The sequence below is a fragment of the Pseudomonas orientalis genome (genome assembly GCF_002934065.1).
Lineage (GTDB): Bacteria > Pseudomonadota > Gammaproteobacteria > Pseudomonadales > Pseudomonadaceae > Aquipseudomonas > Aquipseudomonas orientalis_A.
Genome location: NZ_CP018049.1, coordinates 3,737,656 through 3,752,757, shown reverse-complemented (window position 1 = coordinate 3,752,757; position 15,102 = coordinate 3,737,656). Strand labels below are relative to the sequence as shown.

At 61.7% G+C, this 15,102-nt stretch carries 14 protein-coding genes; 3 read left to right on the top strand and 11 right to left on the bottom strand.

Annotated features, from left to right (window positions below; all coding sequences use genetic code 11):
- Nucleotides 1-18 precede the first annotated feature (18 nt).
- Nucleotides 19-1,665 (top strand): MFS transporter, encoded by a 1,647-nt coding sequence (locus BOP93_RS16795; RefSeq protein WP_104503513.1) that lies wholly within the window; start codon nt 19-21, stop codon nt 1,663-1,665.
- Entirely contained in the window at nt 1,662-2,807 is a 1,146-nt protein-coding gene (locus BOP93_RS16790) for an HlyD family secretion protein (protein WP_104503512.1), read from the top strand. Before BOP93_RS16795 ends, BOP93_RS16790 begins: the two co-directional genes overlap by 4 nt.
- A gap of 60 nt (nt 2,808-2,867) precedes the next feature.
- Here the strand turns inward: BOP93_RS16790 and BOP93_RS16785 are convergent, their stop codons facing one another.
- From BOP93_RS16785 to copC, 9 genes are all read right to left on the bottom strand, one after another.
- Entirely contained in the window at nt 2,868-3,773 is a 906-nt protein-coding gene (locus BOP93_RS16785) for an aldose 1-epimerase (protein WP_104503511.1), read from the bottom strand.
- 102 nt (nt 3,774-3,875) lie between these two features.
- Nucleotides 3,876-5,156: a TRAP transporter large permease gene (locus BOP93_RS16780; protein ID WP_104503510.1), complete on the bottom strand. Its 1,281-nt coding sequence runs from the start codon at nt 5,154-5,156 to the stop codon at nt 3,876-3,878.
- 1 nt (nt 5,157) lies between these two features.
- Nucleotides 5,158-5,685 carry a TRAP transporter small permease gene (locus tag BOP93_RS16775; protein WP_104503509.1) on the bottom strand — a complete coding sequence of 176 codons (528 nt, stop codon included), beginning with the start codon at nt 5,683-5,685 and terminating at the stop codon, nt 5,158-5,160.
- Nucleotides 5,686-5,749: 64 nt separating this feature from the next.
- Nucleotides 5,750-6,712, bottom strand: coding sequence for a TRAP transporter substrate-binding protein (locus tag BOP93_RS16770; protein ID WP_104503508.1), 963 nt, complete (start codon nt 6,710-6,712; stop codon nt 5,750-5,752).
- Nucleotides 6,713-6,763: 51 nt separating this feature from the next.
- Nucleotides 6,764-7,639: an SMP-30/gluconolactonase/LRE family protein gene (locus BOP93_RS16765; protein WP_104503507.1), complete on the bottom strand. Its 876-nt coding sequence runs from the start codon at nt 7,637-7,639 to the stop codon at nt 6,764-6,766.
- Nucleotides 7,640-7,668: 29 nt separating this feature from the next.
- Nucleotides 7,669-8,484, bottom strand: coding sequence for an NAD-dependent epimerase/dehydratase family protein (locus BOP93_RS16760; RefSeq protein ID WP_104503506.1), 816 nt, complete (start codon nt 8,482-8,484; stop codon nt 7,669-7,671).
- A gap of 325 nt (nt 8,485-8,809) precedes the next feature.
- A complete protein-coding gene (locus BOP93_RS16755) occupies nt 8,810-10,072 on the bottom strand; it encodes an OprD family porin (protein WP_104503505.1) in 1,263 nt (420 codons plus the stop codon).
- Nucleotides 10,073-10,344: 272 nt separating this feature from the next.
- Complete coding sequence (copD, locus tag BOP93_RS16750) at nt 10,345-11,202, bottom strand: copper homeostasis membrane protein CopD (RefSeq protein ID WP_104503504.1); 858 nt, start codon at nt 11,200-11,202, stop codon at nt 10,345-10,347.
- A gap of 3 nt (nt 11,203-11,205) precedes the next feature.
- Nucleotides 11,206-11,571 carry a copper homeostasis periplasmic binding protein CopC gene (gene copC / locus BOP93_RS16745; RefSeq protein WP_104503503.1) on the bottom strand — a complete coding sequence of 122 codons (366 nt, stop codon included), beginning with the start codon at nt 11,569-11,571 and terminating at the stop codon, nt 11,206-11,208.
- A 116-nt stretch (nt 11,572-11,687) separates the two neighbouring features.
- Between copC and BOP93_RS16740 the strand changes: the two genes are divergently transcribed.
- The gene (locus BOP93_RS16740; protein WP_104503502.1) at nt 11,688-12,308 is read left to right on the top strand and encodes a TetR/AcrR family transcriptional regulator; all 621 of its coding nucleotides are present in this window, start codon (nt 11,688-11,690) and stop codon (nt 12,306-12,308) included.
- 104 nt (nt 12,309-12,412) lie between these two features.
- Here the strand turns inward: BOP93_RS16740 and preA are convergent, their stop codons facing one another.
- Together preA and BOP93_RS16730 are read right to left on the bottom strand one after the other, a co-directional pair.
- Nucleotides 12,413-13,687 carry an NAD-dependent dihydropyrimidine dehydrogenase subunit PreA gene (gene preA / locus BOP93_RS16735; protein WP_104503501.1) on the bottom strand — a complete coding sequence of 425 codons (1,275 nt, stop codon included), beginning with the start codon at nt 13,685-13,687 and terminating at the stop codon, nt 12,413-12,415.
- The gene (locus BOP93_RS16730) at nt 13,687-15,054 is read right to left on the bottom strand and encodes an NAD(P)-dependent oxidoreductase (protein WP_104503500.1); all 1,368 of its coding nucleotides are present in this window, start codon (nt 15,052-15,054) and stop codon (nt 13,687-13,689) included. The genes preA and BOP93_RS16730 overlap by 1 nt, the downstream gene beginning before the upstream one ends.
- Between the last annotated feature and the right edge of the window lie 48 nt (nt 15,055-15,102).

Here is a 15,102-nt window from a genome sequence, read left to right as displayed (position 1 = left end):
GTTCATCAAGGTCACCGAATGGATAAATACACCCCCCACACCTGGCAGCCCCACGAGCGGCCGAGCCTGCCCGGTTCGCCGTCGACGCCGCTGCACCCCACCCACAAACGCTGGCTGTTTGCGCTGGTGGGTGTGCTGGTGGCAATCACGGGTGGCCTGGGCAACGCGTTGGTTATCGCCAACCTGCAATACCTGCAAGGCGCCCTGGGCGCGACCACGGCGGAAATGGCCTGGCTACCCGCCGCCTATGTGATGACCAACGTGTGCATGAACCTGCTGCTGGTGAAGTTTCGCCAGCAGTTCGGCCTGCGGGCGTTTACCGAAGTGTTCCTGGTGTTGTATGCGCTGGTGACCTTCGGCCACTTGTTCGTCAACGACCTCAACTCGGCCATCGCCGTGCGGGCGGCCCACGGCATGGTGGGGGCGGCGCTGAGTTCATTGGGCTTGTACTACATGATCCAGGCGTTCCCGGCCAAGTGGCGCTTGAAAGCCCTGGTGCTGGGGCTGGGCACCGCGCAGCTGGCGTTACCCCTGGCGCGGCTGTTCTCCGAGGATTTGCTGCAAATCGCCGAATGGCGCGGGCTGTACCTGTTCGAGCTGGGCCTGGCGCTGATCTGCCTGGGCTGTGTGTTTCTGTTGAAATTGCCGCCCGGCGACCGATTCAAGACCTTCGAAAAACTCGATTTCCTCACCTTCGCGATCCTGGCCACCGGCGTTGCCTTGCTCTGCGCGGTGTTGTCCTTGGGACGCATCGACTGGTGGCTGGAAGCGCCCTGGATCGGCATCGCCTCGGCCTGTTCGCTGGTGCTGATCATGGCCGGGTTGGCCATCGAGCATAACCGCGCCAACCCGATGCTGATGACGCGCTGGCTGGGCAGCGGCACCATGATTCGCCTGGCCCTGGCGGTGATCCTGATTCGTATGGTGCTGTCCGAACAATCCACCGGTGCGGTGGGTTTCATGCAGATGCTGAACATGAGTTACCAGCAGATGCATACGCTGTATGTGGTGATGCTGGCCGGGGCGATCGCCGGGCTGGTGGTCAGTGCATTGACGATCAATCCGGCGCATCTGTTGATGCCGCTGATCATTTCCCTGGCGCTGATGGCGACGGGGTCGGTGATGGACAGTTTTTCCAGCAACCTGACGCGGCCGCAGAACCTGTATATCAGCCAGTTCCTGCTAGGCTTCGGCGGGACCTTCTTTCTCGGGCCGACCATGGTGCTGGGCACCAAGAATGTATTGACCAACCCGCGCAACCTGGTGAGTTTTTCGGTGATGTTCGGGATTTGCCAGAACCTCGGCGGTCTGATCGGCGCGGCGTTGCTCGGCACCTTCCAGATCGTGCGCGAGAAGTACCACTCGAGCATGATTACCGAACATCTGACCTTGCTCGACCCCCGCGTCGCGGCGCGGGTACAGAGCGGCGGCTCGGCCTATGGTGGTATCGTTGCCGACCCGGAACTGCGCAACCTCATGGGCATTCGCAGCCTGGCCACGGCGGCCACCCGCGAGGCGAACGTCATGGCGTACAACGATGTCTTCATGCTGATTGCGATTATCGCGATCCTGACCATGATCTGGATCTTTATCCGCAGCCTGTGGCTGATGAGCACCACCAAAGCAGCAACCCCTCCTGTTCAACCTGTCGGCGCCTCTTCATGACCGAACCCACGACCACGACCACCAACGCCATCGCTTCCACGCCCGAGGGCACCACGCCACCGGGCGCCGCCGTGACCGAACCGCGCTCGTTGCGAGTACGCATCCTTTCGTCCCTGGGCTTTGCCGCGGTTGCCATTGTCGGGGTGTTGATCGTGCTGTACGCGTGGCAGCTGCCCCCGTTCAGCAGCGCCGTGGAAACCACCGAAAACGCCTTGGTTCGTGGGCAGGTGACGATCATCGGCCCGCAGCTCAGCGGTTATGTATTCGAAGTGCCGGTGCAGGACTTCCAGTATGTGAAAGCCGGTGACCTGCTGGTGCGCCTCGATGATCGCATCTACAAGCAGCGCTTGGACCAGGCCTTGGCGCAACTGGCGGTGCAGAAGGCTTCGCTGGCCAATGTGGTGCAGCAACGCAACAGCGCCGAAGCGACCATCAAGTTGCGTCAGGCCGCGCTGGTCGACAGCCAGGCCCAGGCGCGCAAAAGCACCGCCGACCTGCGCCGCAACGAAGAGCTGATCAGCGACGGCTCGGTGTCCAGGCGTGAGCTGGACGTGACCCGTGCCGCCAATGCCCAGACCGTCGCCGCCGTGGCCCAGGCCCAGGCCAGCCTGGAAATCGCCCGGCAGGACCTGCAAACGGTGATCGTCAATCGCGGCTCCCTGGAGGCGGCGGTGGCCAGCGCGGAGGCGGCGGTGGAATTGGCGCGGATCGACCTGTCCAACACCCGCATCACCGCGCCCCGGGATGGCCAGTTGGGGCAGATCGGCGTGCGCCTCGGGGCCTACGTCAACTCCGGCGCGCAGTTGATGGCGCTGGTGCCCAAGCAGTTGTGGGTGATCGCCAATATGAAGGAAACCCAGATGGACAATGTGCAGGTCGGCCAGCCGGTGACGTTTACCGTGGATGCGTTGAACCACCGCAGGTTTCACGGCACGGTGCAGCATATTTCCCCTGCGACCGGCTCGGAGTTCAGCCTGTTGCAGGCGGACAACGCCACCGGCAACTTCGTCAAGATCGCCCAGCGCGTGCCGGTGCGGATCACCGTGGACCCTGACCAGGCCGAGAGCGAACGGTTGCGGCCGGGGTTGTCGGTGGTGGTGAGTATCGACACTGCCGGGCGCCTGAAAAACTCACCCCCCTGACCCTGACACAACAGGGAGCAAAATGTGGGAGGGGGCTTGCCCCCGATAGCGGTGTTTCAGTCAAAGATGCTCAGACTGACCCACTGCAATCGGGGGCAAGCCCCCTCTCACATTTGGAGTGTATTTCAGGTTGAAATTGAGGTGGGTTGACTGGCCTTGTTCCAGCAGCTTCAGGCCCGGTCTTCCCGGCAGGTGATGGGCATTTACCGGATGGCTTACCGGCTCGATGCAGAAAAACTCCAACCCTGGCGGGCAATACAGCAGGAAGTAATCGGCGCCGGTGGCCTGGCATTCGAGGCTGTAGCCAAGCTGCGGTTGCTCGATCAGGCAGTGCCCATCCCAGCCAACAAATCCATTGTCCACCAGGCTTTGCGGCAGCGTTCTGGTTTGCCTGAAATCCCAATCCTGCGGCACCGCCGTCAATTGCGTCGGCAGCTTGGCCGCATCGCTCATCCACACCTGCGACGCTTTTGCCTGCAATCGCGTATCCGGACGACGCGGGAAATACGGATGCAACCCCAGCCCATGCCACGCCGTATTTTCGGCCAGATGAGTCACGCGCAATTCAATCGCCAGCACACCGTCGCGCAACCGAAACCGTTGCTCTGCGCGGTACGCGAACGGTGTGTCGCAGAGTAAGTGCAGCACCACTTCATCGGTGGTTTGGCTGCTCACTTGCCACGCCTGTTGCCAGGCCGAGCCGTGAATCGGCAGCGGGTCGGTGAGGCTATTGGGCTTGAGCGCCAGCCAGCCGCGTGGGTTGTCGAAGCCTCCCTCGGCGACACGGTTGGACCAGGGCGCCAGTGGGTAGCAGCCCAATTTTCCCGGCAGTCCGGTATTGATCGCCTGCTCATCGCTATGGCGCAGCAGCGGTTGGCCGGTGGCGCGTACCGTCCAGTTCACGATGGCGCCGCCGATGGCCGGGGCGAGCACCAGATGGGTGAAGGGGTCCGAAAGCTCAATCACGATTGACCTGCCCTAAGGAAATGGTAAATACCGCGCTGCTCAAAATGTGGGAGGGGGCTTGCCCCCTCTCACATTCATGCATCCTTGTTCTTGAAATTGGGTTTATAGCACCACGCTCGGCAACCACAGCGACAGTGCCGGAATATAGGTCACCGCCATCAGCACCAGGAACAGCACCGCATAAAACGGCAGCAGCGCCTTCACGGTCTTCTCGATACTGACCTTGCCCACCGCCGCGCCCACGAACAACACCGCGCCCACCGGCGGGGTGATCAGGCCAATCCCGAGGTTCACCAGCATGATCATGCCGAAATGCACCGGATCGACGCCGATGCCCAGGATCACCGGCAGCAGGATCGGCGTGAGGATCAGGATCAGCGGCGCCATGTCCATCACCGTGCCGAGCAACAGCAGCATGACGTTGATGCACATCAGGATCACGTAGCGGTTGTCCGACAGGGTCAGGAACAGCGTGGTGATCTTCGCCGGGATCTGCATCAGGGTCATGATGTAGCCGAAGCTGGCGGCGAAGGCGATCAGGATCATTACGATAGAAATGGTGCGCACCGTGCGGTGCATCAGCTTGGGCAGCTCGCGCCATTTGTAGTCGCGGTAGATGAACATGGTCACGAAGAACGCCCACAGCACTGCAATCGCGGCCGACTCGGTGGCGGTGAAGATACCCGACAGGATGCCGCCGAGGATGATCACCATGGCCATCAGGCCCCAGAGCGCATCGGCGGCGATCTTCAGCGCCTGCTTCAAGGGGATGACTTCGCCTTTGGGGTAGTCGCGCTTTTTCGCGAATATCAGGCACAGCACCATCAGGCACGCGCTCATCAGCAGGCCCGGTACCACGCCGGCCATGAACAGCGAAGCGATGGAGACCGTGCCGCCCGCTGCCAGCGAATAGAGCACCGAGTTATGGCTGGGCGGCGTCAGCAGCGCCTGCACCGAGCCGCTGACCGTCACGGCTGTCGCAAACTCCCTGGGGTAGCCGCGGCGTTCCATCTCCGGAATCAGCACCGAACCGACCGACGCGGTATCGGCCACCGATGAGCCTGAGATCGCGCCGAAAAACGTCGAGGCCATGATGTTGACCAGGGATAGACCGCCGCGCACAAAGCCCACCAGCACGCCGGCAAACGCCACCAGCCGCCGCGACATGCCGCCCTCGGCCATGATCGCGCCGGCCAGCACGAAGAACGGGATCGCCATCAGCGAAAACTTGTTCACCCCGCCCGCCACCTGGATCATCAGGGCCTGGAACGGGATGTCGATCCACCATGCGCCGATCAGCGCCGACAAACCCAGGGCGTAGGCCACCGGCATGCCGATCAGGATCAAGGCGATAAAACTGCCCAACAGAATCAATGCGTCCATATCAGGCGGCCCCTTCGCTTTCTTCTATCAGATCGAAGCGCACCACGCGCCGGTTGCTCTGGTCGCCCAGCAGCAGTTTCTCAATCACGAAGATCAGGGTCAGCAAACCGCCAATCGGAATCGGCATATAAGTGATGCCGACGCGCAGGGTAGGGATGGCGCTCATGAACTGGTTCCAGGTGGACAGGCACAGCTTGGTGCCCCAGATCGTCATGAACAGACAGATGGTGCCCATCAGCAGTTGCGAAACAATGCCGACGGCGCGGCGTTGGGTGGCAGGCAAGCGGTCGGTGACCATGGCCACCGACATATGCGCACCGGCGCGGTAGCTGGCGGCGGCGCCGATAAAGGTGAACACCAGCATCAGCAGGATGGCGGTGGGTTCCGGCCAGCTTGAGCCGGTGCCGAGGATGTAGCGGGCGAAAATGCCCCAGGGAATGATCAATGCGACCCCGAGGACCGAAAGGCCGGCGACCCAGATGCAGGTCATGTAGATGCGGTCATTGATGCGCAGCAGTAGATTCTTCATGGCGTTCACCGTAACCGGGCGCGTCGGTGTCGACCGCGCCGGGCCTAGCTGGGGGGGAAGGTGCTTACTGAACGGCGTCGATACGCTTGATGATGTCGGCGTAAGGCGCGCCGTACTTGGCACGAACCTGCGCGGTGGCGTCATAGAAGGGCTTTTTGTCGACGGTGATGAACTCGACACCGGCGGCCTTGAGCTTGGCTTCACTGCTGGCGGACTTGGCGTCCCACAACACGCGCTCGTCAGCCTGGGCGGCCTTGGCGGCTTTCTTGACCATGTCCTGCTGCGCGGGGGTGAGCTTGTTCCAGGTGATCTTCGACATCACGATGGGCTCGGGCAGGATCAGATGCTCGGTGAGGGTGTAGTACTTGGCGTTCTGGTAGTGGTTGTGCTCGAGCAGTGTCGGCGGGTTGTTTTCCGCGCCGTCTATCACGCCGGTCTGCAAGGCGCTGAAAATTTCGCCGGTGTCCATGGCGATGCCATTGGCGCCCATCGCGTTGAAGGCATCGATGAACAGCGGGTTGCCCTGCACGCGAATCTTCATGCCCTTGAGGTCTTCGATCTTGCGCACCGGTTTCTTGGTGTAGAGGTTGCGCGTGCCGCCGTCCATCCAGGCCAGGGCGACCAGGCCGAACTCGGAGTGGGTGATCTTGGCGAGGATTTCATCGCCGATTTCGCCGTCGATGACCTTGCGCATATGTGCCTGGTCACGGAACACGAAGGGCAGGTTGAACACATTGACGTCGGGCACCACCGGGCCGACGATGCCGAGGCTGACGCGGGTCATCTGCACGGCGCCGACCTGGGCCTGTTCGACCACTTCCTTCTCGGAGCCGAGCACGCCGCCCGGGAAGTACTTGAAGGTCAGTTCGCCGTTACTTTCCTTGGTCAGGGCCTTGCCCATGTTTTCTTCGGCGACGACGGTGGGGTAGCCGGCGGGGTGGATGTCGGCAAATTTGATTTCCAGTGCGTGGGCGGCGCTGCTGAGGGCGACGAGTGTGGCGGCGAGCAAGGTGCGTTTGAAGTCCATGGGGTTTCATTCCTGTCTTGTTATTGTTGTATTCAAGGCACAGCGATGCAGCTAGAGGATGAAGCGGGGTTCGGGCAGTCCCTGGACGCCGGGGTTGAGGGCGAACACGCCACCGGACAGTGATTGCTCACTCGTGTCGTCACGGATCGAGGTGACGTACAGCGTGTCCAGGCGACTGCCGCCAAAGGCGCACATGGTGGGTTTCTTTACCGGTACGTGATGGGACTGGTCGAGGCGACCGTCCGGGGTGAAGCGGTGCACCAGACCGGCGTCGTTGGCGCAGATCCAGTAGCAGCCGTCTGCGTCTACCGCTGCACCATCCGGCCGACCGAGGTGTCGATGCATGTCGACAAACACGCGGCGGTTGGACGGCGTACCGGTATCAATGTCGTAGTCGAAGGCCCAGATTTGTTGCACCAACGGGTGTGAATCCGAGGCGTACATCGTACGGCCGTCAGGGCTGAAGGCCAGGCCGTTCAAGGTAATGAAACCGTCCAGTTGGGCATGGGGCGTCGAGCCGGCCGCGTAGCGATACAAGATGCCTTCGGCGGCGTTCAGGCCCATGTTCAGCACCATGCTGCCGGCCCAGAATCGGCCCTGGCGGTCGCAACGCCCGTCGTTGAGGCGCATGTCCGCGCGTGGATGCTCGACCCCGGCCAGGAGCGTGGTATCGAGGCTGCCATCGCTGTGCGAGGTCAGCTGGAAAAACCCGGACTCCATGCCGGCGACCCAGTTGCCCGCGTCAGTGCGGGCAATACAGGCGAGCATCTGCGGGGCTTGCCACGTTGCAACCTGGCCCGTGGCCGCGTTCCAGCGCTGTAGCCGACCGTTGGGGATATCCACCCAGTACAGGGCATTTTCCTCGGGCACCCACACCGGGCATTCGCCCACGGCGTTGCGGGCGTCGACAATCAATTCTGCACTCATCGCCACTCATTCCCTTGGGTTACGTGAACTCAGTCACCGAACGGGCCTGCCGCGCAGAACGCGCCGCCCTGATAGATTCTGGCCGGGTCATCGTCCGCCACCGGCGGCTGGGCCTCGACCTGGGCGCGGAACACTTCGGAGCTGTCCCTGGGGGCAAAACCCAGGTGCGCGGCATAGCGGTTGTCCCACCAGGTGTCGAGGTTGTCCGACATGCCGTAGACCACGGTGTGCCCCACGTCCGGCGTGTACAGCGCGCGTTCGAGCAGTTGGGTCAGGTCGTCGAAGCTCAACCACGTGTGCATCATCCGGCGGTTCTGTGGTTGCGGGAACGACGAGCCGATACGGATGCTCACGGTCTGGATGCCGTAGCGATCGAAGTAGAAACTCGCCATGTCTTCGCCATAGGACTTGGACAGGCCGTAGTAGCTGTCCGGACGGCGCGGTGAATGGGCATCGAGTTGTTCGCCCTGCTTGTAGAAGCCGATCACGTGGTTGGAGCTGGCGAAGATCACACGCTTGACCCCATGACGGCGCGCGGCTTCGTAGATGTGGAAGACGCCACTGATATTGGCACCGAGCACTTCTTCAAAGGGACGCTCCACCGACACGCCGCCAAAGTGCAGGATCGCATCGACGCCTTCCACCAGATGGTGCACGGCTTGTTTGTCGGAAAGATCGCAGGGTTGCACTTCTTCATGGGCGGCGGCGGGGGCCATGTCGGCGATGTCCGACAGGCGCAGCACATTGGCGTAGGGCCGCATGCGTTCGCGCAGGACTTTACCCAGGCCACCGGCGGCGCCGGTGAGCAGGATGCGGTTGAAGGGAGTGGGGCTGATGGTGGTCATGGGCATTCCAATTTTTGTTGTAGGTTGTCGTATGACTATGCGGAAATAGTGTGAGGGATTCCCTGTGTTGTCAACGCCCATCCAGCCAGTGAGATCAAATGTGGGAGGGACTGCCTGCAAATACATCGTTCACTGGCCACCGCTGGCTTTTGTAGGAGCGAGCTTGCTCGCGAAAAGCTCACAGGCACCGCGTTCATTCAGGAAGCACGCGTTATCGTTGATATTTTTCGCGAGCAAGAGCCAGGCGCCCCCTCGCTCCTACAGAGAGCGGTGTACAAGCCCCCTCCACAGTGGTTTTGCGGTGGCTGACAGACCGCCCGCGACCTTACAGCAGTGATATCGGATAGCTGACAAAGATCCGATTCTCATCGAATTCGTTGTTGCTGAAATCCCGACGCATGGTCGAGTTCCTCCAGCGCACGTTCAAATTCTTCAACGCACCGCTCTGTACGGTGTAGGCCAGCTCGGACTCGCGGCCCCACTCCTTGCCATCGGTAATCGCGCCGGTATGCACGTTACTGCCGCTGATGTAGCGGTTCATCATGGTCAACCCGGGAATGCCGAGCACCACAAAGTTGAAGTCGTGGCGCAGTTGCCAGGATTTTTCCTTGGCGTTGTCATAACTGGCGTTGTAGCTGTCGTTGGCCAGGGTGCCGCCGCTGGTGCCGTTGATGCGCATCCACGCACTGTCGCCGGTGAGTTTTTGCAGGCCGACGTAGAAGGTGTTGCCGCCGTACCTGGCCGAAAGCAGGGCGAAGGCGGTCTTGTTATCGAGGTCGCCGGCCAGCGCGCTGCCGTCTTCCTTGCCATTGAAGAAACCGAGGTTGGCGCCCAGGGTCCAGTCGCCCACCGGCTGGCTGTGGGTGAGGTTGAGGTACTGTTGCTGGTAGATATCGGTGAGCTCGGCGTACCACAGGCCGACCTGGGTGCGCTTGTCGTTGAACGTGTATTCGCCGCCGCCGAAGTTGAAACGGTCGGAGGTGAACGCGGCTCTGCCGTTCATGAACATGTCTTCCATGCTCGCGTCGTTGCGCGGGCTGTTGCCGCGGAACTGGCCACCGTAGAGGGTCAGACCGGCAATCTCGTTGGACGTCACCTGGCCGCCGCGGAAGGTCTGGGGCAGGGAGCGACCGTCATCGGAGCGCAGGATCGGCAGTACCGGCATCCATTCGCCGACCTTCAGCTCGGTCTTCGATAACCTGGTTTTCAGCGCCACGCCCAGGCGTCCGAAGTTATCGGCCGGGCGGCCGTCATCGTGCACGGGCAGCAACTGGGTGCCGGCGGTGCCTTTGCCACCATCGAGCTTTTGCGAGTACAGGCCCAGTACGTCAATGCCCAAACCCAGGGTGCCACGGGTATACCCGGACTTGGCGTCGAGAATGAAGTTCTGCGTCCACTCTTCGGCCTTGCCCTGGGGATTGGTGGGGTCGGTGAAGTTGCGATTGAAGTAGGCATTGCGCAGGTTGAGCGTGGCTTTCGCGTCTTCGACGAACCCTTCGGCGTGGGCGGTGAGGGGCAATGTGAACGCGAGGCTGCCGAGGCTGATGAACCCGAGGCGACAGGAGGAATTGCGGGCGAATTGACGCACAGTGAGGCTCCCTTTCTTTTGTTGTTTTTATTATTTGTCATACGTCGTCGTACAACATTGGGCGGGATATTTGCGGGGTTTTCAGGGTGTGTCAAGCAGAAGTTATATGATGACCTGCCGGGCCTGGATAATGCCTGGATAAAAAGTTGGCACGGTCAACTGTGGGAGGGGGCTTGCCCCCGATAGCAATGTGTCAGTCACATTAATTTCAACTGATATACCGCCATCGGGGGGAAGCCCCCTCCCACAGTGGATCGAGTTCGACTTGGTTTTTATCCCGCCATGACCATCGGAGGCAGGGTGCCAAGGACTGAAACGGCGGCGACTGCGCAGACCCCCAGCAGCCATTCCACCATCACGCTGGCCTTCAAGCTGGCCAGCCGCTGTTCGCAGCTATCAAGGCGCAACCGGTTCAGCAGCGCCAGCGCCAACATGCCCAGCACCAGCATCACCTTGATCAACAGAATCAGGGCAAAACCACTGAACAACGGAGTGGGCCACAGCTGCCCGGTGAGCACGCGCACATTGATCAAACCGGTCACCAGCAGGCCGGCAACCAAGGCGTAACCCACGCCGCTGAAGCGCCGCAGGATTGGCCGCAGCGTAAACGGCTGTGGCTGTCGGAGGATCAACACCAACAACAGCAAACCACCCAGCCAGGCGCCTACGCACACCAGGTGCACCACCTGATTAAGGATCAATAATTGCCCACTCAGTCCATTGAGCATGGCGCCATGACCGACAGGCGCCAGGGTCGCCAGCAGCAGGGCGATCAACGGTAAGTGCAGGGCTGACTTGGGCTTGATCAGGGCGATCACCAGCAGCAGGTTCAGCAGCAGGTGCCAGGTCCACACCTGGCCAAAGAAGGTTTTGCCCAATACCAGTTGGACCGTCGCCGGTTGCAGCGCCGCGTCCCAACCGCCGGCCATGCTGGCGGTGATCAACAACAGCCACGCGATCCCGGAGCCCAGCCCCACCCAGGCCAGGCCACGGGTGATGCGCAACAATTGCCGGTCGAGTGCCGGGAGCGTAGCCGTCCCGAGCAGCAGAGACCTGAACACACAGGCCCCGAACATCAGCAGCACGACGATGAAATGCAGGAAGCGGCACAGCACCAGCAGGGTTGCCATGAATTATTGGCCGACCTTGAAGCTGTAAGTGCCTTCGCTCTTGTGGGTGTCGACGGAGACCGCGTGCCATTCGACTGTGTAAGTGCCGGCCGCCAGCGGAGCGGCAGGGGTGACCACCAGGGTTTTCTTGTCGGTGTCCGGGGTTTCCAGGCCATTGATCGCGATTTCCGTCCCGTCCTTGCTCAGGGACACCTTGGTGAAGGTCGCTTCGACGCCTTCGCTGAATGTCAGGCGCAGCTCTTTCGGCGCGGTCACGCTGCTGTCTTTGGCTGGCGTGGTGCTTTCAAGGTGCGCATGGGCAAATGCCGCGGACGCGCCCAGCAGGGAAGCGAGCAGGGCGACGGTTGTCAGGGACTTCTTGATCAACATTGTTCAATACCAATCAGAGGATAGAAGGCGCCAGTGTACGAAGTTTCGGTTCGGCGTGTCGCCCCGATCTAGAGCCAGTGGTAGTCTCTAGGTCGTGTTGTTGTCAGGGAGCCCTTATGGGCAATCACAAGATCGGCATTCGACGGGTCAACGTCGAGAAAATCCTGCTGGCAGCGGAGAAGGTCTTCGCTGAAAAAGGCTATGGCAGCACCGCCATGGCCGACATCGCCAAAGAAGCGCAACTGCCGCGCTCGAATCTGCATTACTACTTCACCACCAAGAGCGAGCTGTACAGCGCGGTGCTGTTCGACCTGCTGGAGGTGTGGAAACAGGACGCCCTGAGTTTCGAAACCTTCGATGACCCGCGCGTGGTGCTCAGCAGTTACATTCGCGCCAAGATGCAGCGCTCGCGCACGCGGCCCTATGGCTCGAAAGTCTGGGCCAATGAAATCATCCACGGCGCGCCGACCCTCGGTGAGGCGCTGGATGAAAGCCTGTACGACTGGGCCAAGATGAAGGAAGCGAAAATCCGCCAGTGGGTGCAGGACAAACGCATCCTGCCGGTGGAGCCGTCGAGCCTGCTGTATATGATCTGGGCGTCGACCCAGCACTATGCAGACTTCGATCACCAGGTGAATATCTTGAATGATCACCAGCCGTTGTCGGATATGCAGTTCGAGCGGGCGATTCAGACGGTGACCGGGGTGATATTGCGCGGGATTGGGTTGCAGCCTTGAGTTTTGTAGTGGGGCTGGAGGCCTCATCGGGGGCAAGCCCCCTCCCACAGTTGGAATGCATTCCAATGTGGGAGGGGGCTTGCCCCCGATAGCGGTCTACAGGCCTACACCGCCTCCCGATAAGGATTGCGCGGGTCCTGGGTCCAGTTCAAAAACGGCTTGCCCGTGTCGATCGGCACCATCTCGATGCAGTCGGCCACCGGGCAGGTGATCTGGCACAGATTGCAGCCCACGCACTCGTCATCGATCACCTCATATTTATGCGTGCCATCGGCCTGCTTCAAACTGGCGATGGCCTGGTGCGAGGTGTCCTCGCAGGCGATATGGCAACGCCCGCAGCCAATGCACGCCTGCTGGTCAATCTTCGCGATCACCTGATAGTTGATATCCAGGTATTTCCAATCCGTAGTGTTGCCCACCGCGCGCCCGGAAAATGCCTGCAAGCTGGTGTAACCCTGGCTGTCCATCCACCGCGACAAGCCATCCTTCATTTCCTCAACGATACGAAACCCGTGCAGCATCGCGGCCGTGCACACCTGCACCGCGCCGCAGCCGAGGGCGACGAATTCGGCGGCGTCACGCCAGTTACCGATGCCGCCGATACCGCAGATCGGCAGGCCCTGGGTCTGCGGGTCGCGGGCGATTTCGGCGACCATGTTCAAGGCAATCGGTTTGACCGCCGAGCCGCAATAGCCGCCATGGGTGCTTTGCGTGCCGACCATGGGCAGGGCGACCATGCGTTCGAGGTCGACGCTGGTAATGGAGTTGATGGTGTTGATCAGCGACACCGCATCGGCGCCGCCAAGATACGCCGCGCGCGCGGCCACGCGGATGTCGGTGATGTTGGGCGTGAGCTTGACGATCACCGGCAGTGAGCAATAGGTCTTGCACCAGCGCGTTACTTGTTCCACATACTCCGGCACCTGGCCGACCGCCGCGCCCATGCCGCGTTCGGGCATGCCATGGGGGCAGCCGAAATTCAGCTCGATGCCGTCGCAACCGGTGGCTTCTACCAGCGGCAGGATGTTTTTCCAGGATTGCTCGACACAAGGCACCATCAGCGACACGATCAGCGCGCGGTCCGGCCAGTCCTTTTTGACCTGGGTGATTTCGCGCAGGTTGATCTCCAGGGAACGGTCGGTGATCAGCTCGATATTATTGATACCCAGCACTTCGCGATTGGCCCCGTAGTGGGCCGAATAGCGCGACGACACATTGACCGCCGCCGGGTCTTCACCCAGGGTTTTCCACACCACGCCGCCCCAGCCGGCCTCGAACGCGCGCACCACGTTGTAGGCTTTGTCGGTGGGGGGAGCGGAGGCCAGCCAGAACGGGTTGGGGGCTTTGATACCGGCGAACACAATCGACAGATCGGCCATTACGCGGCCTCCACATTGAGCATGAGTTGGGCATGCATGGCCTCGGCGGCCAGCTTGCCGTGTTGCACCGCCTGCACGGTGAGGTCCTGGCCGAGGCTGACGCAATCACCGCCGGCATAGACCCCGGGAATGCTGGTGCGCAGGTGTTCGTCGACAAAGATGCGTTCGCCTACGCGATGCAGCTGCCGGGCCAGTGGGTCGTGCAGCGCTGCGTTGTCAAAGCCTTGGCCGATGGCCTTGAAGATCGCGTCGGCGGCCAGTTCGAACGTTTCGCCGGTGGGCTGCAGGCGACCGTTCTCCATGTGTGTGCGGGCAAAGCGCATGCCGCGGACTCGGCCCTCGTCGTCAAGCAAGACCTCTTCGGGCTGGGCCCAGGTCAACAGGCGTACCTGATTGGCCTTGGCGATGTCCTGTTCATGCTGGGTCGCGCCCATGTCGGCCACACCACGGCGGTACACGAGGTTGACGTCGCGGGCGCCGAGGCGCGCCATCTGCACGGCCATGTCGATGGCGGTGTTGCCGGCGCCAAGCACGATGCAGCGGTCGGCCAACGGCAGTTGGGTGAGGTCGTCGGCTTGGCGCAGTTCGCGGATGTAGTCGGTGGCGGCGAGCAGACCGGGGGCGTCCTCGTGGGGCAGGCCCAGGTGCTTGCTGGCCGCCAGGCCGAGGCCGAGGAACACCGCATCGAATTGCGTGTGCAGCTCACTCAAGGTGAGGTTGTCGCCCAGGCGCTGGCCGTGACGCAGCTCGATGCCGCCGATTTGCAGGAGGAAATCCAATTCCTTCTGGGCGAAGTCGTCCACCAGCTTGTACTTGGCGATGCCGTATTCATTCAGGCCACCGGCTTTTTCCCGGGCTTCGAAAATCACCACATCATGACCATGCAAGGCGGCGCGATGGGCGCACGCCAGACCGGCAGGTCCTGCACCGACCACGGCTATACGTTTGCCGGTGGGCGCGGCGCGCTGGAAGGGGTGTTCGCTGAAGTGGGCGTTGTCCACCGCGTAGCGTTGCAGCAGGCCGATCAGCACCGGGGCGCATTCTTCGGCGTTATTGCGCACGCAGGCTTGCTGGCAAAGGATCTCCGTGGGGCAGACACGCGCGCAGCTGCCGCCCAGGATGTTGGCCGAGAGGATTTTCTGCGCGGCGCCTTGCACGTTTTCGGTGTGGATATTGCGGATGAACGAGGGGATATCAATGTCACTGGGGCACGCGTTCACGCACGGTGCGTCGTAGCAATACAGACAGCGCGAGGCTTCCAGTCGGGCCTGGCGGGCGTTGAGGGGCGGCGCCAGATCGGTGAACTGACTGGCGAGGGTGGCCCCGTCGTCGCGGGGGTGGGGGAGGTGGGTCAGCGTCTGGATCACGGTAGTGGCCTCACGGTTTTTTTTGGATTGCCTCTAAGTGGGCATTTT